At 57.2% G+C, this 24464-nt stretch carries 24 protein-coding genes; 6 read left to right on the forward strand and 18 right to left on the reverse strand.

Going from position 1 to position 24464, the window contains the following annotated elements:
* Nucleotides 1–7 precede the first annotated feature (7 nt).
* The 4 genes from gcvPB to QEN43_RS12435 all read right to left on the reverse strand — a co-directional run bounded on the left by gcvPB (nucleotide 8) and on the right by QEN43_RS12435 (nucleotide 3782).
* The gene (gene gcvPB, locus QEN43_RS12420; protein ID WP_026611208.1) at nucleotides 8–1456 is read right to left on the reverse strand and encodes an aminomethyl-transferring glycine dehydrogenase subunit GcvPB; all 1449 of its coding nucleotides are present in this window, start codon (nucleotides 1454–1456) and stop codon (nucleotides 8–10) included.
* Between the two features lie 23 nt (nucleotides 1457–1479).
* Nucleotides 1480–2838, reverse strand: coding sequence for an aminomethyl-transferring glycine dehydrogenase subunit GcvPA (gene gcvPA / locus QEN43_RS12425; protein ID WP_026611207.1), 1359 nt, complete (start codon nucleotides 2836–2838; stop codon nucleotides 1480–1482).
* A 238-nt stretch (nucleotides 2839–3076) separates the two neighbouring features.
* Nucleotides 3077–3463: a glycine cleavage system protein GcvH gene (gene gcvH, locus QEN43_RS12430; protein WP_026611206.1), complete on the reverse strand. Its 387-nt coding sequence runs from the start codon at nucleotides 3461–3463 to the stop codon at nucleotides 3077–3079.
* Between the two features lie 40 nt (nucleotides 3464–3503).
* Nucleotides 3504–3782 carry a hypothetical protein gene (locus QEN43_RS12435; protein ID WP_026611205.1) on the reverse strand — a complete coding sequence of 93 codons (279 nt, stop codon included), beginning with the start codon at nucleotides 3780–3782 and terminating at the stop codon, nucleotides 3504–3506.
* A 521-nt stretch (nucleotides 3783–4303) separates the two neighbouring features.
* Between QEN43_RS12435 and QEN43_RS12440 the strand changes: the two genes are divergently transcribed.
* From QEN43_RS12440 to QEN43_RS12465, 6 genes are all read left to right on the forward strand, one after another.
* Complete coding sequence (locus tag QEN43_RS12440; protein WP_235726658.1) at nucleotides 4304–4972, forward strand: MlaC/ttg2D family ABC transporter substrate-binding protein; 669 nt, start codon at nucleotides 4304–4306, stop codon at nucleotides 4970–4972.
* 758 nt (nucleotides 4973–5730) lie between these two features.
* Nucleotides 5731–6303, forward strand: a complete 573-nt coding sequence (locus QEN43_RS12445) for a hypothetical protein (RefSeq protein ID WP_026611203.1) — start codon at nucleotides 5731–5733, stop codon at nucleotides 6301–6303.
* A gap of 309 nt (nucleotides 6304–6612) precedes the next feature.
* Nucleotides 6613–7590 (forward strand): FtsH protease activity modulator HflK, encoded by a 978-nt coding sequence (gene hflK / locus QEN43_RS12450; protein WP_317963275.1) that lies wholly within the window; start codon nucleotides 6613–6615, stop codon nucleotides 7588–7590.
* Complete coding sequence (hflC, locus tag QEN43_RS12455; RefSeq protein WP_026611201.1) at nucleotides 7587–8546, forward strand: protease modulator HflC; 960 nt, start codon at nucleotides 7587–7589, stop codon at nucleotides 8544–8546. Before hflK ends, hflC begins: the two co-directional genes overlap by 4 nt.
* Nucleotides 8547–8707: 161 nt before the next feature.
* On the forward strand, nucleotides 8708–9550 hold the full coding sequence (locus tag QEN43_RS12460) for a M48 family metallopeptidase (RefSeq protein ID WP_202901163.1): 843 nt from the start codon (nucleotides 8708–8710) through the stop codon (nucleotides 9548–9550).
* 210 nt (nucleotides 9551–9760) lie between these two features.
* Entirely contained in the window at nucleotides 9761–10879 is a 1119-nt protein-coding gene (locus QEN43_RS12465; RefSeq protein ID WP_317963276.1) for a YkgJ family cysteine cluster protein, read from the forward strand.
* Between the two features lie 55 nt (nucleotides 10880–10934).
* Here the strand turns inward: QEN43_RS12465 and QEN43_RS12470 are convergent, their stop codons facing one another.
* The 14 genes from QEN43_RS12470 to QEN43_RS12535 form a co-directional block, all read right to left on the reverse strand.
* Nucleotides 10935–11984, reverse strand: coding sequence for a DUF475 domain-containing protein (locus QEN43_RS12470; RefSeq protein WP_026611198.1), 1050 nt, complete (start codon nucleotides 11982–11984; stop codon nucleotides 10935–10937).
* 36 nt (nucleotides 11985–12020) lie between these two features.
* Complete coding sequence (locus tag QEN43_RS12475) at nucleotides 12021–12890, reverse strand: HpcH/HpaI aldolase/citrate lyase family protein (RefSeq protein ID WP_026611197.1); 870 nt, start codon at nucleotides 12888–12890, stop codon at nucleotides 12021–12023.
* Nucleotides 12883–14004 carry a cysteine protease StiP family protein gene (locus tag QEN43_RS12480; RefSeq protein WP_026611196.1) on the reverse strand — a complete coding sequence of 374 codons (1122 nt, stop codon included), beginning with the start codon at nucleotides 14002–14004 and terminating at the stop codon, nucleotides 12883–12885. The genes QEN43_RS12475 and QEN43_RS12480 overlap by 8 nt, the downstream gene beginning before the upstream one ends.
* A gap of 36 nt (nucleotides 14005–14040) precedes the next feature.
* Nucleotides 14041–14799 carry an HAD family hydrolase gene (locus QEN43_RS12485; RefSeq protein ID WP_036269127.1) on the reverse strand — a complete coding sequence of 253 codons (759 nt, stop codon included), beginning with the start codon at nucleotides 14797–14799 and terminating at the stop codon, nucleotides 14041–14043.
* A 2-nt stretch (nucleotides 14800–14801) separates the two neighbouring features.
* The gene (locus QEN43_RS12490; protein WP_026611194.1) at nucleotides 14802–15257 is read right to left on the reverse strand and encodes a tellurite resistance TerB family protein; all 456 of its coding nucleotides are present in this window, start codon (nucleotides 15255–15257) and stop codon (nucleotides 14802–14804) included.
* Between the two features lie 52 nt (nucleotides 15258–15309).
* Nucleotides 15310–16563 (reverse strand): vWA domain-containing protein, encoded by a 1254-nt coding sequence (locus QEN43_RS12495; protein WP_317963277.1) that lies wholly within the window; start codon nucleotides 16561–16563, stop codon nucleotides 15310–15312.
* Between the two features lie 35 nt (nucleotides 16564–16598).
* Nucleotides 16599–17177 (reverse strand): TerD family protein, encoded by a 579-nt coding sequence (locus QEN43_RS12500; RefSeq protein ID WP_026611192.1) that lies wholly within the window; start codon nucleotides 17175–17177, stop codon nucleotides 16599–16601.
* Nucleotides 17178–17217: 40 nt separating this feature from the next.
* Nucleotides 17218–18378, reverse strand: a complete 1161-nt coding sequence (locus tag QEN43_RS12505; RefSeq protein WP_026611191.1) for a phosphoribosyltransferase domain-containing protein — start codon at nucleotides 18376–18378, stop codon at nucleotides 17218–17220.
* A 50-nt stretch (nucleotides 18379–18428) separates the two neighbouring features.
* Nucleotides 18429–19025, reverse strand: a complete 597-nt coding sequence (locus QEN43_RS12510; protein WP_026611190.1) for a TerD family protein — start codon at nucleotides 19023–19025, stop codon at nucleotides 18429–18431.
* 31 nt (nucleotides 19026–19056) lie between these two features.
* Complete coding sequence (locus QEN43_RS12515; protein ID WP_026611189.1) at nucleotides 19057–19755, reverse strand: TIGR00266 family protein; 699 nt, start codon at nucleotides 19753–19755, stop codon at nucleotides 19057–19059.
* 56 nt (nucleotides 19756–19811) lie between these two features.
* The gene (locus tag QEN43_RS12520; protein WP_026611188.1) at nucleotides 19812–20390 is read right to left on the reverse strand and encodes a TerD family protein; all 579 of its coding nucleotides are present in this window, start codon (nucleotides 20388–20390) and stop codon (nucleotides 19812–19814) included.
* Nucleotides 20391–20654: 264 nt separating this feature from the next.
* On the reverse strand, nucleotides 20655–22487 hold the full coding sequence (gene glmS, locus QEN43_RS12525; RefSeq protein WP_026611187.1) for a glutamine--fructose-6-phosphate transaminase (isomerizing): 1833 nt from the start codon (nucleotides 22485–22487) through the stop codon (nucleotides 20655–20657).
* A gap of 4 nt (nucleotides 22488–22491) precedes the next feature.
* Nucleotides 22492–23862 carry a bifunctional UDP-N-acetylglucosamine diphosphorylase/glucosamine-1-phosphate N-acetyltransferase GlmU gene (gene glmU, locus QEN43_RS12530; RefSeq protein ID WP_026611186.1) on the reverse strand — a complete coding sequence of 457 codons (1371 nt, stop codon included), beginning with the start codon at nucleotides 23860–23862 and terminating at the stop codon, nucleotides 22492–22494.
* Nucleotides 23863–24026: 164 nt separating this feature from the next.
* Nucleotides 24027–24449 carry a F0F1 ATP synthase subunit epsilon gene (locus QEN43_RS12535; protein ID WP_026611185.1) on the reverse strand — a complete coding sequence of 141 codons (423 nt, stop codon included), beginning with the start codon at nucleotides 24447–24449 and terminating at the stop codon, nucleotides 24027–24029.
* Between the last annotated feature and the right edge of the window lie 15 nt (nucleotides 24450–24464).

Genomic DNA, 24464 nt, shown 5'->3' on the forward strand with positions numbered 1-24464 from the left:
AGGCGTGTTATTCGGGTGTATAGGCGAGATCGGGACGCCTTGCCGCCCCGACTTCATCCAGCCGCCGTACCGGCAGCGAATGGGGCGCATTTTTAAGTCGATCCGTGTCGGTCTCCGCTTCTTTCAAAATCGCGGCCATCACCTCAGCGAACCTGTCCAAAGTGTCCTTGCTTTCCGTCTCGGTCGGCTCGATAAGAAGACACTCGGGAATCAGGAGTGGGAAATAGACCGTCGGTGCGTGGACGCCGTAATCCAACAGGCGCTTGGCAAAGTCCAGCGCCGTAACGTGGCGTTCTTTGGCCAGCCGTTTCAGCGTGATGATGAACTCGTGTGCGGCGAGGCGCTGCGGAAAAGCGGGTTCGAACCCCGCTTCGACCAGTTTCTTGAGCAAATAATTAGCGTTCAGGGTCGAGAATTCCGCCACCCGCTCGAGACCTTCGCGCCCAAGCATTCGGATGTAGACATAGGCCCGCAGGAGCACGCCGACATTACCCGCGAACGTGACCAGATGGCCGATGCTGTGCGGCCGAACGGCTTCGGTCAGCATGCGGTAACGCGACCCGTCTTTCGCGACGATGGGCAGAGGCAGGAAAGGCAACAGTTTGTCGTTGACGCCTACCGGCCCTGCGCCTGGACCGCCACCACCGTGGGGCGTCGAAAACGTCTTGTGGAGATTGAGATGGATCACGTCGAAGCCCATATCGCCCGGACGTACTTTGCCGGCGATAGCGTTCAGATTGGCACCATCGTAATAGAGCAGTCCGCCGGCTTTGTGAACGATGTCGGCGATGGCCTGAACATGCTGTTCGAATACCCCCAGAGTCGAAGGATTGGTCAGCATGATGCCGGCGGTTTGCGGACCTACGGCCTGCTCGAGGGCCGCTAGATCTACATTCCCGTCGGGGCCGGTAGCGACCTCGCGCACCTGAAAACCGCCCATGGATGCCGAAGCGGGATTGGTGCCGTGCGCGGCGTCGGGCACCAGTATCTCGGTGCGTGCCGAATCGCCCCGCAGCGCATGGTATGCGCGGATCATGAGGACCCCCGCCAATTCGCCCTGCGCTCCTGCCGCGCAAGCTAGGGAAACTCCCGCCATGCCGGTGATTTCGCGAAGCATCTCCTGGAGCTCGTACAAACAGGCTAGGGTTCCCTGTCCGGCTCTTTCCAAGGCGAGCGGATGGGTATTCAGAAATTCGGGCAGAGTCGCCAGTTCATGACACACCTTGGGGTTGTATTTCATGGTGCAGGAGCCCAAGGGATAAAACTGCGTGTCGATCGAGTAATTCTGCTGGGACAGGCGGGTGTAGTGACGCACGACGTCCAATTCCGACACTTCCGGCAAGGCTGGACGTCTCTTGCGCAGCAAATGATCCGGAATGACCGGAGATTCCCCGGCTTCCCGGGGTAATTGCGCATGGGCGGCACGCCCCGTACGCGAACGATCGAAAATCAGCATTCTGTCGGCTCCGACGTCTTCAGTCATGACTCAAGCAGCGATGCCACTCGGCGTACGTACAGTTCGATGTCCTCCTGAGTACGCGTTTCCGTGGCACAAACCAGAATGGCCTCGCCGAGTTCCGGATAATCCCTAGCGAGTTCGTATCCCCCTAAAATCCCCTGTTCCGCCAAGCCGTCCATGATCTCCCGTGCGGGCTTACGTGTGCGGTAAACCGCCTCATGGAAGAAAGGCCCGGAGAAAACCCGTTCAACACCGTCGATGGCCGCCAATCCGTTCATCAGGCTCAAGGTGTTGCGATGGCATTTCAGCGCCACCCGCCTCAAGCCCTCCGGTCCAAGGAGCGCCATGTAAATCGTCGCCGCCGTCACCATTAAGCCCTGATTGGTGCAAATATTCGAAGTCGCCCGGCCGCGTCGGATATGTTGCTCCCGCGCCTGAAGCGTCAGCGTGAAACCGGGCTTGCCGTCCGCGTCGACGGTGCGGCCTACCAAACGTCCCGGCAGCTGATGCAAGTGCGCTTTTCGGCAGCACATGAATCCGAAATACGGTCCGCCCCCGGACAACGGAATACCCAAAGGCTGGCCTTCTCCACAGGCGATATCGGCCCCAGTTTTTCCCCATTCTCCCGGTGGTTTGAGCAGCGCGAGCGCGATGGGGTTGACCAGCGCGATGGCAATTGCGCCGTTGGCGGCGGCCCAATCGGTCAATTCGTCGACGGCCTCGAGCACGCCGAAGAAATTCACTTGCGGAATCACCAGGGCAGTGATGTCGGCACCCGAATGGACTTCAAGCGAAGCCAAATCAATACGCCCGGTTTCGGTGTCGTAGGGCAACTCGATCAGCTCCAGTGCCTGGCTGCCGACGATGGTACGGACCACCCGACGGTAAAACGGATGGACGGTCTTAGGCATCAGAATACGCCGCGAGCGCGATTTCCGGTTCGTCCGCACCGCCATCAGCACGGCCTCGGCCAGACTGGTCGCGCCGTCGTAGAGCGAGGCGTTCGATACGTCCATGGCGGTGAGGCCGGCCATCATGCTCTGGTATTCGTAGAGAACCTGCAGCGTGCCTTGGCTCGCTTCCGCCTGGTAGGGCGTATAAGCGCTGTAAAACTCGCCCCGACTGGTTATGGCCCAAACCGCGGCAGGTATGTAGTGCTCGTAAGCGCCGGCGCCTGTAAAGCATAGTAGCGGACGATTCTCCTGGATCCGAGCGCGCATCAGACGCGCAATCTCCATTTCCTTCAGAGCAGGCGGGAGATCGAGTTCTCCGCAACGCAATTCCGCCGGTATCTCGTCGAAAAGTGCCTCTATAGACGGTACACCGAGCGTTGCGAGCATCTCGCGAACGTCGTCTTCGGTATGAGGAATGAACGGCATGAGCTAATGGATGGTTTCTTTCGACTGTTTCTAAATCGTTCGGTCGCTGAACGAACGCGCTAGGGGCTCGACACGAGGTATCTGTGATCGCCTATCCCTGCGCATACAGACACATTCTCTTCCGGACGGATTCCGCTCCTTTAACGCACAGTATCGGTCAAGAAAGCGCACCGCGCGTGAATAGCCGGTCTAGGCCAATTTAACGGCGTAGCCGACAGGAAGAGAACTCGCGGATCGATCAATCGGATTCGGCCTCGGCTTGATAAGCAGAGGCATCCAAGAGACTATTCAGTTCGGAAAGATCGTCCGCCTTGACGCGGAACATCCAAGCGGCATAGGAATCCTGGTTGATCGCTTCCGGAGCGTCGGAAAGCGACTCGTTGACCTCGACGATCTCGCCGGATACCGGGCTATAGATATCCGAAGCCGCTTTCACCGATTCGACCACGGCGCACGCTTCGCCCGCCTTGACCCGGCGGCCGATTTCCGGCAGCTCCACGTAAACCACGTCACCCAATTGCTCCTGGGCATAATCAGAAATGCCGACGCGTACATGGCCGTTTTCCTCCGGTTTCACCCATTCATGGGTTTTCGCATACTTCAAATCGTCCAGCACTCTGCTCATTGGCCTCCCCTGTTCCTGCTAACCAAGTATTCTGGTCAAGTTACGGGAAAACCGCCCGGCGGTAAAGGGTATTGCCCGGAAAATTCGGTAAAGAGAGAAGCTTACGACTAACGCCGGTGACGAAATCCCGGCCGAGGGTGACGAAAGGGCACACCAGAACCGTAAGGCCGCCTTTCCCAGTGACGAAAACGATCGTGGAAGCGATAAGGCGTTCTTTCGCGGTAGTGGAAAGGCTTATCGAAGTGATAGGGCCTTCTGTCCCAAGTGTGCGGGCGACGAAACCGGTCGAAGCGATAAAAGTGCCGGTTGTAGTAGCCATAGGGTCGCCAATATGTATAAGGGTAGGCGCCGAGTCCATAGTAGCTATAAGGATAATAGCCGTATCGGTAGTAAGGACCCGGATATCCCGCGCTTACACCCACACGGTAATAAGCGCCCGTACCGCAACCGCCGAGGAGCGCGCTTATGAACACGAATAGCAGGACACGAAAAAGCCGGCGGGGTTCCGTGAGGTGGAAGTACATAAAAAGCTCGTCTTATGAGCGGTCAGTGTCATACAACCAGTTCCAATTAGACTCCGCCGACCCCGAAAAATCATAGGCGTAAGCACATCTACTTCTCGTAGCGAGAAGACTAACTCCAAAAATGTTTGGCACTATTTATGCTTGTAAAAACGATGTCAGGTACGACAAAAAACAGCATGCGCAAGAAAGCGTCGTTATCGCCGACTCGAGAAGCCGGTATCATAGTTGTTCGTTCTGACTTTCGGGCCACAAAGGCTCAATAAGCTGCCCGAATTTCGTCAAATGTCTCATTTTCCTCCAGTTAAAGAGCTAGCCAATGACTCATCAATCTACTTCAACGGGCAAAGCCCTTATGGCTTTGTACTGGATTTTTCTCGGATCCTATGCGTTCGTTACCCGCGCCGAAGCGCTGCTCCCACCCCAACAGGTCATTCAGGAAACAGCCGACGAGGTGAAGCAAGCGCTAAGGGAATATAACTATAAGCTCGACATTTCCAAGGCGACGCGTATCGTCAAGGAAATTCTGGAACCCCGTGTGGATGTCGATCGCGCGGCGATGCTGATTCTGGGCAAACACTGGCGCACAGCCACACCAGAACAGCGCGAGCGCTTCAAGGACGAGTTCCGCACCTTGCTCATCCGTACTTACGCCGCAGCGTCCACCGAGTATAAAGACTGGACCATTCGCTATTTGCCGCTACAGGCACCAGCCACCGAAAAGAAAGTCGTCGTCAAAACCGAGATTCTCCAGCCCGGTGCGAAACCAATCGCGGTGGACTACCGCATGATCGAAACGAATGGTACTTGGAAGGTCTATGACGTGCTGATCGAAGGCGTCAGCCTGGTGCAGAACTATCGCACCACGTTCAGTGAAGAAATCGCCCGGACCGGCTCTTTAGACGCCGTCATCGATGAGCTCGCCAGACGCAACGCAGAGGGAGCCAAAGCCTCGAACAACGGTACAGCACTCTCCCCGGCTACCTAAAGCCGGTCGCCTCCAACGATAAGATTTTCCCGATCCAATCATGGCCACGGTAGAGGGCGGTCCTGCTTGACCGGCATCCGACCGTCCGCCGTGTCGTTATTAAGAAACAGCGTCCCTGGTGACCTCGTGTTTTACCGATCGGGCTTCCGCTCCGAACGGAGCGACACCCCCTGTTCGCCTGACGTTCGGTGATCTTGCCGCGCTCCCCGAAGAGTCTTCCGGCCGGATTAGGCTTCCCGTTCATCCATGTCTCTCGGTGACAACACTCCCCCGAACAGACGATCATCATTCACACCGGAATTGGCATGCCCGTGTGCTCCCGAAGCAAGCTATTGGGTCATTTCTGACAGAATCGCGATTTCATTTTGCCCATCATTGTTGCCATCCGGCGTCGGCCGACTCGTCCGCCTGTCGACGAGAAACGACAGGCCAAAGTCTTTTTCAGAAGATTGTCTCTTGTGACGAGGTTTATCTCTGCCTCCGTGGCCCCACTCAAGTGGCGGAAGTAGAAGCGCCCAGCAACCGCGAGACAATCGCCGATCGCGGAGGCCCGATGGGAGTTTCCGCGAAAGCACTCGATCCGGACAAGGCCGTGTTCGCCGTGAGTGAATGAAAAACCCGGGAGCCATACCGGAGGTCGAGCGATTCACCTTCGGGTTCATCCCTAGAAATATTATCGAGTCGATCATATTATCGCCATTAGGGTGCACGACATGTGAACGGCACCCGTGTGCAATCGTTAATTAGGAGATCTCTCAATGAAAAAAACAAAATTGATGACTCTTCTTTGCACCTTGGCGCCGAGCATCTTGGCGTCCTCACCCAGTTGGGCAGAAACACCCGATTATTTAAAGTTGAAGGAAGTGGAAGTCGAATGGAAGAGCGGCGGGAAAGGGAAAGTCCTCGATGTGGAAATCGAAACATCCGGTGCGGTGCCGATGGACGGCAAGGCCGGCGCCTTTGGCTATGGCGCTCTGACCGATGGCACCAACAATGTCCTGGTTCTGGTTACCCATTTACCGATTCAGGACAGCACGCATGTCGATCCCAAGAGCGGTTTTCATCCTCACGTCCTGGACCTGAAGCAGCCGACTTCCGCCTGCCCAGGGGCCACGCTCGAGGTGGATCTGGAAAGCTCCGGGAACAACACGGCTTTCGACGCCAATTACAAGTGGTCGATTAATGGAACCAAGATTAAGATAGAGAACGTTCCAGTGGCCGACCTTGGCGACGCAGGCGTGGAGAACGTGGTGAGCTTCACGATCAAACCCGTGTTGGATGCGAAGAACAATCCGACCAATCTCTGCGTAACCGTCGCGGAACAGATATAGGACCTAGCGACTCAGGGATAAAGCACGGCCGGCGGCGCCAATACTCCGCCGGCCGCATGTTAGGGAATGTGCGGATCGAGAAGATAGGCGAGAACACGAGATCACCCAGCTGCCCAGGTCGCTTTTCTGAATCGCAGCAAGAGCTTTTAAGAGCTAGGGACACCATCTGAACAGTCAGACAAACCGAGGCTGAATTTCACCCTGAACAATCCGGTTGGAGGCTGCATTCGGACAGAATACGGCTATCCTTGAACTATCGATCGACGGTCGCCCGACGGCGGCATTTTGTATTTCGAAGAAAACATCGCCGTGAGTAACGTGCAGCCTTTGTCAGGTCGTTTTCCCTGGCCTCCTTCCGTTTCTCCCCTGAGAATCGCTCTCCTTGTCTTATTCCTGATTCTGGTCTGGACTTCGTACTACACGGTCCCTGCGGAGTCCGAAGGCATTGTGCTCCGTTTCGGCAAATACATTCGTAAAGTTCCACCCGGCTTGCATTTCAAACTTCCCTTCGGCATCGACACCGTTTTCCAAGTCCCCACCCAACGCCAACTCAAGCTGGAATTCGGCGTGACGACGCCCGACTACACGCATCCCGATCAGACAGGAAACGAGCCGGAAAAGGAAAAATCCATGGTGACCGGAGACTTGAACGCAGCGCTCGTCGAGTGGGTCGTGCAATACCGTATCACCGAACCTGAGACGTATCTCTTCGCTGTTCGCAACCCGGGACAAACGCTCCGGGATCTTTCCGAATCGGTTATGCGCGAGGTCGTAGGCGATCGGACAGTCGACGAAATCATCACTATCGGTCGCCAAGAAATCGAGGACTCGGTCCTCGCTCGACTGCAGGACTTAGCGGGCCGCTATCGTCTCGGCGTCACCGTCAATCAGGTCCAACTGAAGAACGTCAACCCGCCGGAGCCGGTACAGCCCTCGTTCAACGAAGTGAATCGCGCCCAACAGGATCGTGAAAACGCCATCAATCTAGCTATCGGCGAGTACAACAAAGCCGTGCCCCGCGCCCGCGGCGAGGCCGACCAGAAGATCCGGGAGGCCGAAGGCTACCGTTTCAAGCGCATCAACGAAGCGGAGGGCGATGCTGCCGCGTTCAGTGCCGTGCTCGAACAGTACATCAAAGCACCGGAGATCACCCGCACGCGGCTTTACCTCGAAACACTGGGCGATGTTCTTCCCGCGGCGAAACAGTCGATTGTCGTAGACGAATCGGTGCAACAGATTCTGCCCATGCTTCCCCTGCCCGCATCTCTGCCGGAGAAAAAGCCATGAGTTTGCGAACGACGCTCGCGATTCTTTTCGCGCTCCTGGCTGCCGCCTTGGTCGTGCTATCAGCGTTCACGGTCAACGAAACCGAACAAGCGATCGTCACCCAGTTCGGCAGACCGGTCCGCGATCCCATCACCGAACCGGGTCTACACTTCAAGATCCCTTTCATTCAGCAGGTCACGTTCATCGACAAGCGCTATTTGGCCTGGGACGGGCCGATGGTGGAAATGTCGACCAAGGACAAAACCTATATTCAAGTGGATACCTTCGCTCGCTGGCGCATCACCGATGCCATGCGCTATTACCTTCGACTTCGCGACGAACGGAGTGCCCAATCGCGACTGGAAGATATCCTAGGCAGCGAGACGCGCACGGCCATAGCCCGGCACGAATTGGTCGAAGTGATACGCACCGACAAAACGCGTCAGCCGGCGCAAGACGAGACCGTGGGCGGGCTTGGCACCTTGCGTCCGATCCGGTACGGACGGCAGGAAATCGAAAAAAGCATTTTCGAGGCGGCAGCCCCGAAACTGGCCGAGTTCGGTATCGAACTCCTGGACATTCGGCTCAAGCGGATCAATTACAACCCGGGCGTGCTCGAGCGCATCCACCAGCGCATGATCAGCGAGCGTTTACAAATTGCACAGCGGTTTCGTTCCGAGGGCGAGGGTGAAGCCGCCCGCATTTCCGGCAAGAAAGATCGCGACATCAACGAGATTGAGTCCGCGGCCTACAAGCGGGTGCAAGAAATCCGCGGCGAGGCGGATGCAAGAGCGACCGAGATCTATGCTAAAGCGTACACGCAACGGCCGGAGGCAGCCGATTTTTACCGTTTCTTGAAAAGTCTCGAAACCTATCGCAAGGTCATTACCGGTGACTCCACGGTGGTTCTTTCGACCAACAGCGATTTGTTTGCCTTGCTCAAGCGCATCGAGCACGAGAAGCGCCGCGAGCGTTAGAACGTTTTCATTGGTAATGTACGCTGGAAAAAGGAAGCTGCCTTTGGCAGCACGTGAATTGAAATCGGATCTCACCCGGATGGCGCGCTAACCCCGCGCGTCCAGGTAATATTGGTCGGCAAGGGCCGGAATTTCACATCGGCTTCGGCGTCGAAATGGATGTGTTCTTCCTATCATTGAAGCTAAATCGCTTGGTGTGTCGTTTACCGGTCGTATTTCTTGCGATTACGATCGTCCTCGGGTTCGGGGGCTGCGCCACCAATCCCATTACCGGCCGCAGCCAAGTCATGCTGGTCAACGATAACGAAGCCGCACGAACTTCTGCGCAAGCCTATTACCAGTTGTTGGCAGAAGCCGCTAAGCAGCACGTACTGGATGAAGATCCCGCCACGGTCAATCGGGTTCGATCCATCGCCCAGCCTTTGATCGCACAGGCGACGGCGCTACGACCCGAAACCCGACTCTGGCAATGGGAGGTGCACGTTCTGAAAAGCGATCAAGTCAATGCCTGGTGCATGGCCAGCGGCAAGATCGCCGTGTATACCGGTTTAATCGAAAAAATCCGGCCGTCAGACGACGAACTGGCGCAGGTCCTGGGGCATGAAATCGCGCATGCGCTGCTCTCCCATCAGGCGGAAAAGATGTCGCGCGTTCAGCTCCAAAAACTCGGGCTGACCCTGGGCGTCCTCGCCGGTGCCGCCGCCGGCTACAACTTGAGCAGCGCGGCGGGCTTGGCCGATACCGTGGCCACCATCGGTTTGCAACTGCCCAACAGCCGACAGGCCGAGAGCGAGGCTGACGCGGTCGGCATCGAACTCGCCGCCAAAGCCGGATATAACCCCCACGCTGCTGTCTCACTCTGGGAAAAAATGATCGCGGTCGGAGGCGGCGGGGGCCCGGATTGGCTGAGCACCCATCCCAATCCCGAACAGCGCCTACAAAGCATGCGGGCAAAGGCTCAGCAGTTGATGCCAGTTTATGAGGCCCATCGCCGCGTGCACTGAAGTGGATGAACCGCCTTGCGGAGTTTCCACACCCAAAGCTCGGAACAAAACGGTTAGCTACGCGGCAGCCGCGGTTCATCTCACCATCCTTTGGGCAGCCCTTGGAATAGGAGGGATTTACAGTAATGGATGAAAAGGGACCTAGCCGTGAAGACGGAACGGTTTCCGACTGGTAACATCGGCAACCCGATCAACCAGCTTTCGAGATGAATGACCGAGTTCCTCCGCCGTCCCACCCATCGCTATCACGACCCGCTCGCGCTGGTGTGGATCGCTTGCGCCGAACGCGTCGGCTTTCGCATCGAACGCACCCCGCATGCCTATGCCTCGACCGACGGTCGCGGCACCATCTACATCGGCACCGACGATCTCCTCGATCCTGACGATTCGCTCGCCCAGATGATCTTGCACGAACTCTGTCATGCCCTAGTCGAAGGCGAGGAAGGCGAGCGACAGGTCGACTGGGGTTTGGGTCACGGTTTCGGGAAGGATCCGTGGCGCGAGCATGCGTGTTTGCGGCTGCAAGCCTATCTGGCCGATGGCGTCGGCCTGCGGGATTTTTTTGCGCCGACCACCGATTTCCGAGTAACGTTTTGGAACAGTCTGCCGGCCGATCCGTTCGCCGCCCCTCCCGAAAACGGCGGCCGTCGCGAGCGAAGCTGCGTAGCTGCGCGCGTGGCTGCCTGGCGCGCTTCGCAGAGTCGGTGGGCCCCGCATCTGCAAGAAGCGCTCGCCGTCAGTGCCGCTATTGCCGCGCTCGTTCCGCGCGTAAAGCACGCCCGGGATTCCGGCCCGGCCACTGGTGCCGATAACGGCCGAATCGGGCACGACCTCATGCCGTCGCTGTGGGAAACGGTCGCCGAACCACCCGCCAGGCATCCGGCAGGTCATGCACCCGTCGCAACTTACCATCAGGGTCGCGGCTGCGTCGACTGCGCCTGGTCGTTCATCCAGCGCCGGCGGCTGCGCTGCCGACACGCGCCGAATATCCCGCTGCCCGATGATGCACCGGCATGCGCCCGCTTCGAGCCGGCCGAAGAACTCGATTGTCAGAGCTGCGGCGCGTGCTGCCGAGAAGCCTACGATGCCGTGGAGCTAACCGGGTGCGAACGGGTGATCGAGCGTCACCCGGACCTCGTCGTACTGAACGGGACGCGCGCCAAGCTGCGGCGGGACGGCTCTCGCTGTATCGCTCTGTCAGGTGGGCGGACCCCCAGCGAGGCTTACGCCTGCACCATCTACAAGGATCGTCCAAAAACTTGCCGGGAGTTCACCCGCGGCAGCGCCAACTGCCTTGACGCCCGCCGCCGGGTGGGTCTCTCGCTATAACAGAGACTTGGCAATCCTTTCTATCTAAGATCGAGGAGTTTCCGGCTACACCCGCCTATTCCTTAGCGAGCGCACCGCGATATCGTATGGACGAAACCAGTGCCAAGACGATGAAAGTGACGCCGATCAGCCCGGTGACGATTTCGGAAACGTGAAAACAGATGCTGCCGAGCATGATCCCGGCCAATGCGCCGATCGCCCAGTGGGCGCCATGCTCCAGGAACACGTACTCGTCGAGCGTTCCCTTGTTGACGAGAAACACCGTCAGCGAACGCACGAACATGGCGCCGATGGCCAGGCCCAACATGATGATGACCACATCGCGGGTAATCGCGAAAGCGCCGATAACGCCGTCGAAGGAAAAGGAAGCGTCCAGGACCTCAAGGTACAGAAATCCTGCGATGCCGGCGCGCTTTGCGGTGTTGACGATGGCTTCGCCTTCCTCTTCGCTCTCGAAAAAGCTGTCCAGGCTGCTGACCGCAACATAGAGAATCACGCCGGCAACACCGGCGCTCAACACGGTCAAGCGCACGCCGTCATCGATCGGCAGATAGTTCTGCAACAAGAATAGGACGATCAAGGCACACATGACTTCCACCGAGTCGAGCTTGCCGAAGGAGGCCAGCTTTTCCTCGATGACAGCGATCCAATGTACGTCCTTGGCTTCGTCCATCATGTAGGAGAAAAACACCAGCAGCAGAAACATTCCGCCGAAAGCGGCTATGCCGGCGTGACTGTCTTGTAGGTGCTTGGCGTATTCCTCCGGATGGTTCAGCGCCATGAGCGCGACGTCTTCCATTCCCTGGCCGCTCGCCACGGAAACGATCACGATCGGAAAAAGCAGGCGCATGCCGAATACCGCAATCAGGATGCCGACCGTTAGAAAAATCTGCTGCCATTTGGCATCCATGTCTTTCAGCACGGAAGCGTTGACCACCGCATTGTCGAACGACAGGCTGACTTCCATGACGCCTAGTATCAAGGCCAGCAAAACCGCCGATAAGCCGTCTGTCCACGGATCGGCACTCGGATGGCGCATGCCCCAGAAAAAGGCACCGAGCAGGCAGATGAACGTAACCAGAAACGAGTAACGAAAATCTTTCATAGGGGATTTCTATTTTGTGGAGCTAGTTGAAAAATTTTAGGAAAAAACCTCGGACCGCTCGACGACATGGCGCGCCCATGAACTGTGCGTCGCGACCTCGCACATTGATCCACCGAAGGTGAACACTGCGCGTTCGCTCTGCAAGATGCGGCGAGCCGCTTCCAAATCGCTCGGAGAGACCCGATAGCCGGCTTCAATCAAAGGAATCTGACTGGGATGAATGGCGGTTTTCCCGCACAGACCGTGGGCGATGTCCTCTTTCACCTCGGCCTGGAGAATTTCCGGCCGGTCGATGTGCTCGAATACCGGGGCCGTGAGCTCGAAACCATAAGGTTTGAACACGGTGACGATCTGGGCGATGGTGTGTCCAATCGGTGTCCGGTAGATCGTCATGTCGCGAGGGCGCCGTATGCCCAAAATCGATAACAAGTCGTTGCCTCCTATGCGCAAGGCCAAAATGCGCTTGTCGAAACCTTGCTCCATCAGATGATCCCGAAAAGCGGCCATTTGCCGCGGGTCGAAGGCGTCTTTGGTTTCGAGGGTCGGCATGGTCCAATAAGGTGTGCCCTGTACAAGGCTCATATAGCTGTCCACCGTACACCGATCCACCTTGGGAAACACGAAACCGTCCAGTTTCTCCACACCGGACATGGACAAGACGCGTTCGAGGATATCCGGATTGCGGACCCTCACGAAACGCAACAAGCGACTGGTGGTGGACATTTGATCGAGGCAGTCGCTCAGATTTCGAAGCGCGTGTTCGAGTGCCGCAGGGGCGATCGAGTCTTCCGTACAGAATATAACTGATCGCAGTTCCGGCCATTTCTGGCCATTGGCGATGTCCAGCAACGCGCGATGGTTTGCCGGCACGTATAAGGAAGCCCCCAGTCGATGTGCACTAAGCATCGGTTATACCTTTTATGAGAGAAACGGCCCGGTAGGGCAGGGTCAATTCCGTTGTCCAAACGACCCCTTTTTCGCGGGCCAGCTGGAGAAGATGGGCCACTGCCGGATCTTTTTCGTCGCGAACGATAACCCGCTCGGGAACGCGTCGCAACAAAACGCGGGTGGCTTCGCCAATGCCGGGCTTGATCAAGTTTTCATCGGCGATGCCAAAACGGGCTCTTAGGTCTTCGAGCAGTCGCTGCGAACGGCAGCGCGCTGAAATAGGGTCGACCGGCTTCGGGGAAGGCGTGTGTCCTTCCTCAATCCGTTCGGAAACGGCCTTTACGATTTCATCGATAAACCATGTCGAAAGATCGTGCGCCTCGAATTCCCGGTAATAGACGCAACCGTGGAAATCGTTGGGACCGATTTGCTCGTTCAGAATGGAACGGCTGATCAGACCCGAAACCGTGGAATTCAGAATGCTCGACGGTATCAGATAGTCGTCGTCGGACGGAGCGATGCCCACGCCGGCGAGATCGGTCAACACGAAGAGGGTGTAATCGAGTCGCGTACCGTGGCGCACGTTGAACTCGTGCGCATATTTGCGGAGTTCACGGGCTATAACGCCTTTGCCGCTCCAGCCGTCGACGAAGACAATGCCGCTCTCGAAGCGTGCTTCGTGATCGAGTATGAAGCGAAGGGCATTGGTATCAATGCCCCGGTCGCGGATGATGGAAATGGAATAATGCTCGGCGTCCCGCGAGAAAAATCGCTGCAAGATGTGCTTCAGCGCCACCCCGATCGGCGTTCCGGCCCGCGCCAGCGAAACCAGGGTGATTTCATCGTTCCGACGCGCTGCGATAATGGCCGCCAAATTGAGCAAATCGAGCGCCATTCGCCGCCTGTTGAGTGCAAATGCTTTTCGGAAAATTTCCATATAGCGCGGCGACGGTAGATTCTCGGGGCTTAGCATTTCGCTATAGTGGCGGCGCCCGCTTTGGATCAGCCGTTCCTTCTCGGCAATACCGATCGGTTCGACACTGATCGGTTTCAGCAGAATCTTCACGTCTTCAGGACGGTAACTGCCGGAGAAAAATGCCGATGGTTCCGTCTCCGCGGCCGCTCGATTCATATTGCTCTGCGACATGGCTTTGAAATGCCCGTGCCGTCAAGTCACGGACTTGCCGAACGTCCGCTCGAACAACTGCGAGGTCCGGGGTGTCAGAAGATAGTCGCATTCGGCCATGAACGCGCCATCGATCTCGCTGTCGCCGAGACCGAAAGTCAGGATGTTGCCGTGCTCGCGGCGCAGGTGCCCGATCAAATGGCGCACGGCGCGCTCCTTGCCGAGCGTCCGCGGCAACACGGCCAAATTGTTGCCGTTACGGTGCAGGCGGTAGGCTCCGTCCCGTGCCTCGACCCAGGGTTCCAGAACTTCCCGTTGCAAAAAATCCAGATCCGGTTCACGGCCGTTCTGGTATTTCGCCACCAGATAGAACGTAAGGCCGAAATCCTCGATCAGACGGACACGTACAGAAAGGCCGCGGGTCGCAGCGAAATCGCAGGCCATTTCCAGTGCCTGCTTGAGCCCGCTCACGGCGGTGCAGGTCGCCGCACGCATGGATTCCAGCCAATCCTCGTCCGGATGACCGGACGCGTCGATAATAACGCCGCCGTAGTCGAGAATACTCCAGCTCCGAAACCGTAGATCGACCCGTCGATAGGCTTCCCAATCCCTCGCCGTCGTAGGGATGACAGTCATGTTCGTTTCCAGGAGGCGCCAAAGCGCTCGCTGCTTGGCCGTCATGAACGAATGGGCGCTGCCGTCGCGCAAAAAAGCGGCGGGATACAGCTCGCCTTCGGCCGGGCACTTGGCCCGGCTTTGGAACAGGGTGTCGTCCAGGTCGAGGAAAACGAACGCTTGCACGATCAGGTCAGTTCGAATTCCGCCGGATTTAGACCGAGCTCCATGGCGATCTTGCGTGCGACGCGTTTTTCATTGTCGTCGAAATTGCCGTCCGCGCCTCCGATGCTGATGATAAGGCGCATGATCAGGCGAGCCGCGGCGTCGTTGTTTTTCATCTTGCGCAAGGCTTCATAAGCTTTGGCTTCGCCTAAGTCCTTGTCGAACTCGATCTGACTCACCGCATTCTGAAAGGCATCGATCAGTTCTTTGGCGGAAAAGACGGACAGAGGTTCGTAATTTTCGATGAAACGCATCATTTTCTGTTTTTCTTCCGAAGAAATGATGCCGTCCGCCATCGAAACCAGCACCGAGCCGCTGACCGCCGCGTTCAGAAAGTCGCGATTCTTGAACTTCAGCGCCTCGGTCTTCAGTTCACTGGCCTTCTGCTTCAGGGCGTTAAAGAAGTCTTGGAAGCTCATTTGTCTTTTCCTCAGGTCATGAAAAACTCGCGAGTGATCGCGATGTCCGGGTTCACGCCACGATCCCTTTGCGCCGTGCCTGTTCCAGCCACAAGGGAAATTCATTTAAAAGACGGTCGTAAAGCTCGCTTTCGGAAATATCGTGCAAGTCATCCAAGGCGAAGAAATTGCAATTGTCGACAAAGCGCCGCGACAGAGTGTCCAGTTTTTCGAGAATTCCGTAGTTGCGACCGCCGATGCCGACGAACTGCCAAAAGATCGGCAGCTTGGACGCCTCTCTGATCAAGGCCTCGATTTCCCGATTCTTGTGGACACCACCGTCGCTGATGAAAATGACGTAGGCCGGAATCCGAGTGTCGCGGTATTTCCGGATTACGTCGTTGATCGCGACGGGTTCGTCATTGACGCCGCCTATGGGCGAAGAGGAAAAATATTTCCCGGCCCAAGGCGCTTCTCGTGCTATGTAGCCGTTGACGTTGCTCAAGGTAGCCGCCGGCAGCTCCATGCAACGGTCGGCGAAAATCCAGCAATCGAGCTCGCCGTCGTCGTCGAAGTGCACCGCCAGGGGTAGGATGCGGTCGACCAGTTCCTGAACGCGGCCTTTCCTGTACTGGGCCGTCATCGAACCGGATGCATCCAGCACTAAGCCCACGCGCGCCATAACGTGGGTCAAGCGTTTCTTTTCCAAAGAGATGCTGGCCTTTTTTGCCAGGCTCAGCAGCTGGGGCGCATGCAGCTCGACTTTTTTCTCCAGCGACAGCTTTGCAGGTGCTTCATCTCCGGCGGCGACCTCACCGCCGAAATGCCGGACCAAAGCGGCGAGACCACCGTTGAAACCCTGTCCCAAGGCACATAGCCGCCAGATGCCGTCCTTGCGGTAGATTTCGAGCAGCATCAAAGCCCGCTCCTCGGCAAAATCCGCTCCGGTGAACGAAAACCGCGCGGCTTCCCGGCTCCCATCCAGCAAACGCACATAGCCGCTCTGGATCGCCGACATGGTTCCGGCACCGTCGATAGCCGCCGTGATCGTCAACCGCTCGATCGTGGCCGGAAGCCGGCCGAGGTCTATGCTGAAACCCGTCGTATCGCCGGGAGGCGTCACCGAGCCGACTCCGCCGCAGGGCGTCATCGGCTGGTTGAAGAAGGTCATGTAACGTTCGTCGGAGAGCTTGCCCTGGCTGTCTAGCCCGAAGCAGGCGAAGTCGATGACCAAGCCTGGAGCGTTCACCGTAACCCCGACCATGAACGTCTGGCCGTTTGGAATCAAGTCGGCGATTTTCGCCCGTTGTCCGCGCGATAAGTTCATGGTTCGTTCTCGCTCCAGAAAACCGCGTGGGCGCTTTAACCGACGTTGACGCCGTGTTGCAGAGCCAAGGCTCTAAGTCCTCCGGAATAGCCCTGACCGACGGCTCGGAATTTCCAATCGCCGCTGTGACGATAGAGTTCCCCGAAGATCATGGCGGTTTCGGTCGAATAGTCTTCCGACAGGTCGTAGCGAACGATCTCCTGGTTATTGTCGCGATTAACGATGCGCACGAAAGCATTGCGGACCTGTCCGAAATTTTGTTTGCGCGCCTCGGCGTCGTGGATGGTCACGACGACGACCAGCCGCTGCACCTCGGGCGGAACCTTGGAAAGAGTCACCAAGATGGATTCATCATCACCTTCGCCCTCGCCGGTCAGATTATCGCCGGTGTGTTCGACCGAGCCTTCGGGTGACTTCTTCTGATTGTAAAAAATGAAATAGGCGTCGCTCGGCACTTTTCCATCTTCCTTGACCATAAACAGGCTGGCGTCGAGATCGAACGGTTGTCCGTCGGTCGCGCGCGCGTCCCAGCCGAGTCCCACCAGAACATTTTCGAGATTCGGCGCTTCCTTGCTCAAATTGACGTTACCGCCTTTTTGAAGATTGATAGCCATAGGTTTTCTCCTCGATGTTGTGAGCAAAACGAACACTCTCCTAAGAATAGGAGAGTCCCGCCGGCTCCGTATACCGGTAAGGTACACAAGCCGGCCCGAGTTGCCGGAGCAGGTCGGTCAGACCGTCCGGCGGCGTTTCATGGCAAACGATGATACGTGCGTAATCACTGGGATCGACGTTGTACAGGTAATTGGGGATACCTTCGCCATAGTTGTCGGCGAAAACGAGGCGTCGGCCGATGCCCGCACCCGGCAAAATCGGCGAACGAGTGGTAGCCTGCACCGCCACGTCGAACCCCATAGCCTCGAGTTCCAGGCCGGTCCGAAACGCGACATGCATGAACTCTCCGGTACCGAGAACCAAAACGCGAGCCGGGGGTTCGAGTCCCGCCACTAGCCCGCGGATGTCATCGACCGGAACGTGAAGCTGCCTATCGATGCCGAAACGACCCAAGCGGTCCGCCACGAATCCCGGTTCGCAGACGTTGGCGCCAAACGCCGGGGCGGTGTTCTCCGCGTAAGCCTCATCCGCGGACTGGAAGGAAAAGGCGCCATGCAAGGCAGCCACGCATTGGACCGGTAGACCGAGGCGCGCGGAAAATCGTTCCGCGCACCGTTCGCCGCTGAAATTGGTGATGGCGACGAAGTGGACTCGCGCAAGCCCCGGATTGTGGGCGCGATAGGTGTCGACAAGGTTACAGAGCGTGGAACCGGTACTGATTTCATCATCCACGATAACCAGTTCGTGCGCGTTTCGGAACACATTCCGCTGATCTGCATCCAGCGGCTCGTATAGATATTGATCGGGAGCATGGCAATGGCTTTCTTCGAACTGGAAGAACCTTCGTCCCGGAATTCGATAGCGAGTGGAATGCAGAAATAGGGCATTCGCGCCGGCGTGCTGGTCCAGGACGGCTTCGAAGATCCCTTGGCCCAAGCCCGTCGCGGTCTCCGCCATGGCAACGAAAAGCCAGGGACCGGGCCCCAGATCGAGCTTCGACGCCAGATATGCATGCACGCGGCGCATGGTCGTCGGCACTGCCGGCCAATGCTTGCCCAAAACCTTGCTCAAGAACAAAAACCCGCGCTTTCGATTGTTGCGCGCGGCGAAATCGCAGAGTTCTTCCAGCGGGAATGCAGCTTCTCGCACTTCTACCGTCAGCACGCCGGTTTCGAGCTCGGCCCGTCGCAGGTTTCTCATGCTGACACCTATGCCAAGAAGCGCGGGCTGTTGCCGCTTTCCGCCCCGGATTACAAGTGTGGACGAATTTGCGGCAGTAACTGCTCAAAGGTCCGGCCTTGGCCGGTTTCGCCGATCGCGTGCATTTTCCATTCGTCGTTGTGTCGGTAGACCTTCGCCATGATCATGGCGGTGTGATTGCCCTGACAGCTCAGGTCATAGCGCGCGAGCTCTTTGTCGTCCGCGGCGTTTACGATGCGACAAAACGCGTTTTCTACACGGGAGAAATCCTGGCCGGTGTAATTGTTCACGGTGAACACCAAGCTTTTCACTGTGGCCGGAACCTTGGGCAAATCGACGATGATTTGCTCGTCGTCGCCCTCACCCTCGCCGGTCAGATTGTCGCCTGTGTGCTGTATGCTGCCGTCCCGGCTACGCAACTGCCGGAACCAGACCGCGTCCACCAGATTGCCCTGCTCGTCGAATAAAAGACAGGAAGCGTCGAGATCGATGTTTCCGCCTCCGCCTCCCCCGAACAAGCTGCCCAAGAATCCCGAAGTCTTTGCTTTGGCGGCATCCCAGCCCAACCCCATGACGATCCGGGTTAAGCTGCCATTGGCTTCCTTATCCAACGAGATTCTCTGCCCTTTTTGCAAATTGACGCCCATCTTAGATACCTCGTTGTTAGAGTTGTCTTGGTTAAGCGGAACCTGCGCGTCGTGCTTGGCTGACGAACAGCTCGCGATTTCGCGAACATACCACGACCGAGCCCCGCCCGCGAAACTTGAGGACCAGGCCTTCGCCTGAGGTCACCGAATTCACCAAAGAGCCGAAAAGGCCACCTCCGGAGCGTGCGACACCCACTTCGTACTGTAGGGTAGAAGACCAGGCAACGGCATGATTGTTGTCGATGACGACGTCCTTTCCCGGCTCCACATCCAGCCGGAAAATCGACCCGAAACCCGAAACAGCGAGCTTGCCCTGGCCTCTGGCTTCCATCACCACGAACCCCCCGGTGCCACCGAACAGTGCGCCTCCGAGGTTGTTCAACCGCGAACGGATGTCCACAGAAGACTCCGCCGCCACGAAGGCACCGTCGGCAAGCGTGTAGGCCTCACCCGGCGAAACCTCCAGAACTTCTATCCCACCCGGCAGAGCGGGGGACAGAAGACAATCGCCGTCACCGTCCACCGCCTCGATCTCCTGCTGGAAGATCGATTCGTCATTCGCGAAACGACGTAAGAGAGCCTGTCCCAGACCACCTCGCATTTGCCCCTTGATCCTCAGCGTATCCTCCATCATGACCATCGCATCGGACTCGCAAAAGATCTTTTCGCCCTTTCTAAGGCTCACGTGTAGAAAGGGATCGACATCCCCGGTTACGGTGAACTGCGGCATGTTTACTGGTAGTCGTTTCCGAAACGCCTGCTATTCCGGTCAACTTAGAGTGCCGGTTAGCCGACGTTCACTCCAAAGTCGGTTGCCAACGCTTTCAGCCCGCCGGCAAAACCCTGGCCCACGGCTTTGAATTTCCATTCCGAGCCATACCGGTAGATTTCGCCGAAGATCATGGCAGTCTCTGTGGAATAGTCTTCGGAAAGGTCGAAACGGGCAATTTCCGTATTGGTGTCCTTATTGACCACGCGCATATAAGCGTTACGCACCATGCCGAAATTCTGCTTCCGGCTTTCGGCTTCGTGTATGGTCACAGTAACCACGATGCGCTGAATGTTGGCGTCAACTTTCGACAGATTGACGGAAATTTCTTCGTCGTCGCCTTCACCGGCTCCGGTAGTGTTGTCCCCCGAATGGACCACCGCGCCGTCCGGCGATGTTTTTTGGTTGTAGAAAACAAAATGGGCATCGGAAAGGACCTTTCCCGACTCGCCCACCAAGAAAACGCTAGCATCGAGATCAAATGCTGCCCCGTCGGTGGAACGGGCATCCCAACCCAATCCGACTGAAGCATTGACGAGACCCGGGTCTGTCTTCGTCAAACTGACGTTGCCGCCCTTCTGCAAGTTGATAGCCATTCTCTACTCCCCAAGTGCAAGACCCTTAAAAAGATTACGCCGACTAACGTCGGCGAGTCAGTTTGTTGTAATTGGCATTTTGACACCACTCTCCAATACGAGAGTGTCCTGCATAGACGGTATTATCGTACCGATACTATTTTTGGCAAAAAAACCCTTCCGCGCAAAGATAGTAGCCCACAAATCCCTTTTAGGCGAACAGTCCCGACCTGCATATAAAAATCAGGTACTTGGCACGCAGGTTGGACTCGTGAGTGGAGGGTTTTACTCCACCGTAACCGATTTGGCTAAGTTACGAGGTTGATCCACATCGGTGCCTTTGATCAAGGCGACATGGTAGGCGAGCATCTGCAAGGGTACTGTATAGACGATAGGCGCGACGACTTCGTCAGTCTCGGCAACGCGCAACAGATTGACGCCTGGTGCGCTATCCATAGGCACGCGCACGTCGGCGAAGACATAGAGCTCGCCGCCACGGGCTTGCACTTCCTGAAGATTGGATTTGAGTTTTTCCAAAAGCTCGTTGTTCGGAGCAACTGCCACCACCGGCATTTCGGCATCGATGAGCGCGAGCGGTCCGTGTTTGAGTTCCCCGGACGGATACGCTTCGGCATGGATATACGAGATTTCCTTCAGTTTCAGCGCACCCTCCATTGCAACCGGATAGTGGGCGCCACGGCCCAAATAGAGCGCATGCCGCTTTTCTCCGAAGCGCTCCGCCCATTGCTGGATTTCGTCTTCGAGAAGCAGGACGCGCTCGATCTGCGCCGGCAAATTTTCAAGTTCCTTGACGATCCGCGCTTCCTGCTCCGGCGGGAGCCCGTTCCGCTTGCCTAAAGCCACAACTAGGAGGAGCAGGGCTGTCAACTGCGTGGTGAAGGCTTTGGTCGACGCGACGCCGACCTCTGGGCCGGCTCGGGTCATCAGGGTCGATTCAGATTCCCGGACAATCGAGCTTTCCGGCACGTTGCAGATCGCGAGGGTATGGGCGTACCCCAACTTCTTGGCTTCCTTCAACGCCGCCAAGGTATCGGCGGTCTCGCCGGATTGTGAAATGCTGACGAATAGGGCTCCCGGCGGAACCACATGCTTGCGGTAACGGAATTCGCTGGCCACTTCCACGCTACAGGGAAGCCCTGCGATCGACTCTATCCAGTAGCGCGCAACCATACCGGCGTGATAACTGGTACCGCAGGCCACAATCTGCACCGATTTGATGTGGTCGAACGCCTTTTCGGCATACGGCCCGAACGCCGCGTCGAGTACTCTTCCGGCCCGAATCCGGCCATCCAGTGTTTTTTCGATGGCCACCGGCTGCTCGTGAATTTCCTTCTGCATATAGTGGCGATATTCGCCGCGTTCCACCGCGTCCGCCGCCAATTTGGTTTCATGGACGGGCCTTTCCACCGGATTGCCGTATCTGTCGTAGATATCGACCGTTTCCGTGGACAAATCGGCGATGTCGCCGTCTTCGAGGAAAATAAAGCGCTGGGTTTCACCGACGAGCGCGAACACATCGGACGCGATGAAGTTCTCACTTTCGCCGAGACCGATCACCAAGGGGCTCCCGTGACGCGCGGCGACCAGCCGTTTCGGTTCGTTGATGCTGACCACCCCGATGGCATAAGCACCCTCCAGCCGTTTGCAGGTTTCTTTGACGGCCTCAAGAAGGCTCAGTCCTTTTTCCAAAAACTCGTGAATCTGGTGAACGATGACCTCCGTATCCGTATCCGAATCGAAATCGTATCCCTTTTCCTGCAGTTCCCGCCTGAGCTCTTCGTGATTTTCAATGATGCCGTTGTGAACCACGGCCACGGATTCCCGGCAGATATGAGGGTGGGCGTTACGCTCGGAGGGGATGCCATGGGTGGCCCAGCGGGTGTGGGCGATACCGACCTTGCCTTCGACCAGCGAGGTTTCCAGGGCATTTTCCAGCTCTTTGATCTTCCCTTTTCTGCGTACCCGCTGGAGCTGGGCGGAATCGTCCAATACCGCCAGTCCCGCCGAATCATAGCCGCGATACTCCAGGCGGCGGAGTCCTTCCAACAGAACAGGGGTAACGACTCTGTGCGCAACGGCACCAACAATACCACACATAATCTCAACTCCTTTTTTTAGTGGGTCGTTGCCAACCCTCGACGGTTACTTGCTTCGCTCGGCTAAGAGTCAGCGCATTTTCGGGTGCGTCCCGGGTAATCGTTGCCCCGGCACCTATGGTGGCGTTCCTGCCTATCCGCACCGGAGCGACCAATTGGGTGTCGGAACCGATGAACGCACCGTCCTCTATGATCGTTTGATGCTTATTCGCACCGTCGTAATTACAGGTGATCGTACCGGCACCGACGTTGACATCACGGCCGATGATGGTGTCGCCGATATAGCTGAGATGGTTAACTTTGGAACCATCGGCAATCACCGACTTCTTGACTTCCACGAAATTGCCGACATGGACGTGGCTTTCAATCCGTGTTTCCGGACGGATGCGTGCGAACGGGCCGATACGGGAACTCTCACCGATGACGGCGCCTTCGATGACACAATTCGGAAGGATCTCGACGCCGTTGCCGATCTCGCTGTTCTTGATTACGCAATTGGCACCGATACGCACGTTATCGCCGATTTTCACCCGACCTTCCAGAACGACGTTGATGTCGATCTCCACGTCTCGTCCGACCGATTCGATTTGTCCCCTTAGATCAAAGCGCGAAGGGTCGCGCAGGGTAACACCGTTCCGCATGAGGTCTTGGGCGAGTTTTCGCTGAAACACACGTTCCAGGTAAGCCAGTTGCTCACGATCGTTGACTCCTAACACCTCATCCGGATCGCGTGGTTGAACGGTTTCCACCCGAACGCCGTCGACGACAGCCATGGCGATCACATCGGTGAGGTAGTATTCGCGCTGGGCGTTGTTATTTTCCAACCGCCCGAGCCAGGTCTTGAGGTGTTTGCCTTTTATGGCGAGTATGCCAGTATTGACTTCGCGGATCTTGCGCTCGTCCTCGGTCGCATCTTTTTCCTCCACGATCTTGATTACGCGACCGCTGCCGTCTCTAACGACACGGCCATAGCCGTACGGATCGGGCAGATTGACGGTTAGTAGGCCAAGCTGGTCCGCCTGCGCAAGCGGAATCAGCTTCTCGACCGTGACCTGGCCGAGCAACGGCACATCGCCATAAAGAATCAACACGGTGCGGGCTTCATCGATGTCGTCGGCAACCTGCATGACCGCGTGGCCGGTGCCGAGCTGTTCCCTCTGCTCGACCCAGACGACATTGAGATGCTCAAGCGTTCGAAGAACCTTCTCGCCCCCGTGGCCGTAGATCACGCTGATCTTGTCGGGGCGCAGCCTGGAAGCTAAAGCGTACACGTGTTCGAGCAGGGGCCGGTCGCCGAGCTTGTGTAGAATCTTGGGAAGTGACGAACGCATACGCGTTCCCTGGCCGGCAGCCAGAATGACGATTTCCAAAGACATCTCCCGTTTTTCCTTGTTGAAGAAGCGGAAAATAGAGACTCTAGTAGTCCTTCCGGTGAACCGGCTGGACGCTTGTATTTAATATTAACGTGAAAAAATGAAAAACCCAGCAAAATAGCGGAGCAGCGCGCTCCGCACTTTGCTGGGTGAAAAAATCCCGAAACTTAAGCCCGGCCTTTCCGATACTTCTCTAAGGTTCGGAGCTGCATGACGGCCTCGGCAAGCTGTGCCTGTGCCAAGGCGTAATCGATCTTGCCGGACTTGTCCGCCAGCATCTCTTCCGCGCGCCGCTTGGCTTCTAGCGCTGCCGCTTCGTCGATATCCTTGGCGCGAACGGCGGTATCGGCCAGTATGGTCACGACGTGCGGTTGGACTTCCAGCATGCCTCCCGAAATAAAGAACAGCTGGACATCCTGATCGTTGACCTTTACCCGTACTTCACCGGGCTTCAACCGGGTCAAGAAGGGCGCGTGCCGTGCGGCAATACCGACTTCGCCAAGCTCCGCCGGAGCCACCACCAATTCCGCGAGCCCGGAATAAATTTCCGCCTCCGCGCTCACGATGTCTACATGGATGGTCATCGCCATATCGCTTTTCTCTTC

Source organism: Methylocaldum szegediense (genome assembly GCF_949769195.1).
Classification (GTDB): domain Bacteria; phylum Pseudomonadota; class Gammaproteobacteria; order Methylococcales; family Methylococcaceae; genus Methylocaldum; species Methylocaldum szegediense.

Excerpts from the sequence above, each read along its gene's own strand:
- glmS (WP_026611187.1), bottom strand. The coding sequence starts at position 22,487 with ATGTGTGGTATTGTTGGTGCCGTTGCGCACAGAGTCGTTACCCCTGTT.
- gcvPA (WP_026611207.1), bottom strand. The coding sequence starts at position 2,838 with ATGCCGTTCATTCCTCATACCGAAGACGACGTTCGCGAGATGCTCGCA.
- QEN43_RS12500 (WP_026611192.1), bottom strand. The coding sequence starts at position 17,177 with ATGGCTATCAATCTTCAAAAAGGCGGTAACGTCAATTTGAGCAAGGAA.
- QEN43_RS12435 (WP_026611205.1), bottom strand. The coding sequence starts at position 3,782 with ATGGCTACTACAACCGGCACTTTTATCGCTTCGACCGGTTTCGTCGCC.
- QEN43_RS12440 (WP_235726658.1), top strand. The coding sequence starts at position 4,304 with ATGACTCATCAATCTACTTCAACGGGCAAAGCCCTTATGGCTTTGTAC.
- QEN43_RS12445 (WP_026611203.1), top strand. The coding sequence starts at position 5,731 with ATGAAAAAAACAAAATTGATGACTCTTCTTTGCACCTTGGCGCCGAGC.
- QEN43_RS12505 (WP_026611191.1), bottom strand. The coding sequence starts at position 18,378 with ATGAGAAACCTGCGACGGGCCGAGCTCGAAACCGGCGTGCTGACGGTA.
- QEN43_RS12510 (WP_026611190.1), bottom strand. The coding sequence starts at position 19,025 with ATGGGCGTCAATTTGCAAAAAGGGCAGAGAATCTCGTTGGATAAGGAA.
- QEN43_RS12465 (WP_317963276.1), top strand. The coding sequence starts at position 9,761 with ATGACCGAGTTCCTCCGCCGTCCCACCCATCGCTATCACGACCCGCTC.
- gcvH (WP_026611206.1), bottom strand. The coding sequence starts at position 3,463 with ATGAGCAGAGTGCTGGACGATTTGAAGTATGCGAAAACCCATGAATGG.
- QEN43_RS12490 (WP_026611194.1), bottom strand. The coding sequence starts at position 15,257 with ATGAGCTTCCAAGACTTCTTTAACGCCCTGAAGCAGAAGGCCAGTGAA.
- glmU (WP_026611186.1), bottom strand. The coding sequence starts at position 23,862 with ATGTCTTTGGAAATCGTCATTCTGGCTGCCGGCCAGGGAACGCGTATG.
- QEN43_RS12470 (WP_026611198.1), bottom strand. The coding sequence starts at position 11,984 with ATGAAAGATTTTCGTTACTCGTTTCTGGTTACGTTCATCTGCCTGCTC.
- QEN43_RS12495 (WP_317963277.1), bottom strand. The coding sequence starts at position 16,563 with ATGAACTTATCGCGCGGACAACGGGCGAAAATCGCCGACTTGATTCCA.
- QEN43_RS12515 (WP_026611189.1), bottom strand. The coding sequence starts at position 19,755 with ATGCCGCAGTTCACCGTAACCGGGGATGTCGATCCCTTTCTACACGTG.
- hflC (WP_026611201.1), top strand. The coding sequence starts at position 7,587 with ATGAGTTTGCGAACGACGCTCGCGATTCTTTTCGCGCTCCTGGCTGCC.
- QEN43_RS12520 (WP_026611188.1), bottom strand. The coding sequence starts at position 20,390 with ATGGCTATCAACTTGCAGAAGGGCGGCAACGTCAGTTTGACGAAGACA.
- QEN43_RS12535 (WP_026611185.1), bottom strand. The coding sequence starts at position 24,449 with ATGGCGATGACCATCCATGTAGACATCGTGAGCGCGGAGGCGGAAATT.
- gcvPB (WP_026611208.1), bottom strand. The coding sequence starts at position 1,456 with ATGCTGATTTTCGATCGTTCGCGTACGGGGCGTGCCGCCCATGCGCAA.
- QEN43_RS12475 (WP_026611197.1), bottom strand. The coding sequence starts at position 12,890 with ATGCTTAGTGCACATCGACTGGGGGCTTCCTTATACGTGCCGGCAAAC.
- QEN43_RS12480 (WP_026611196.1), bottom strand. The coding sequence starts at position 14,004 with ATGAATCGAGCGGCCGCGGAGACGGAACCATCGGCATTTTTCTCCGGC.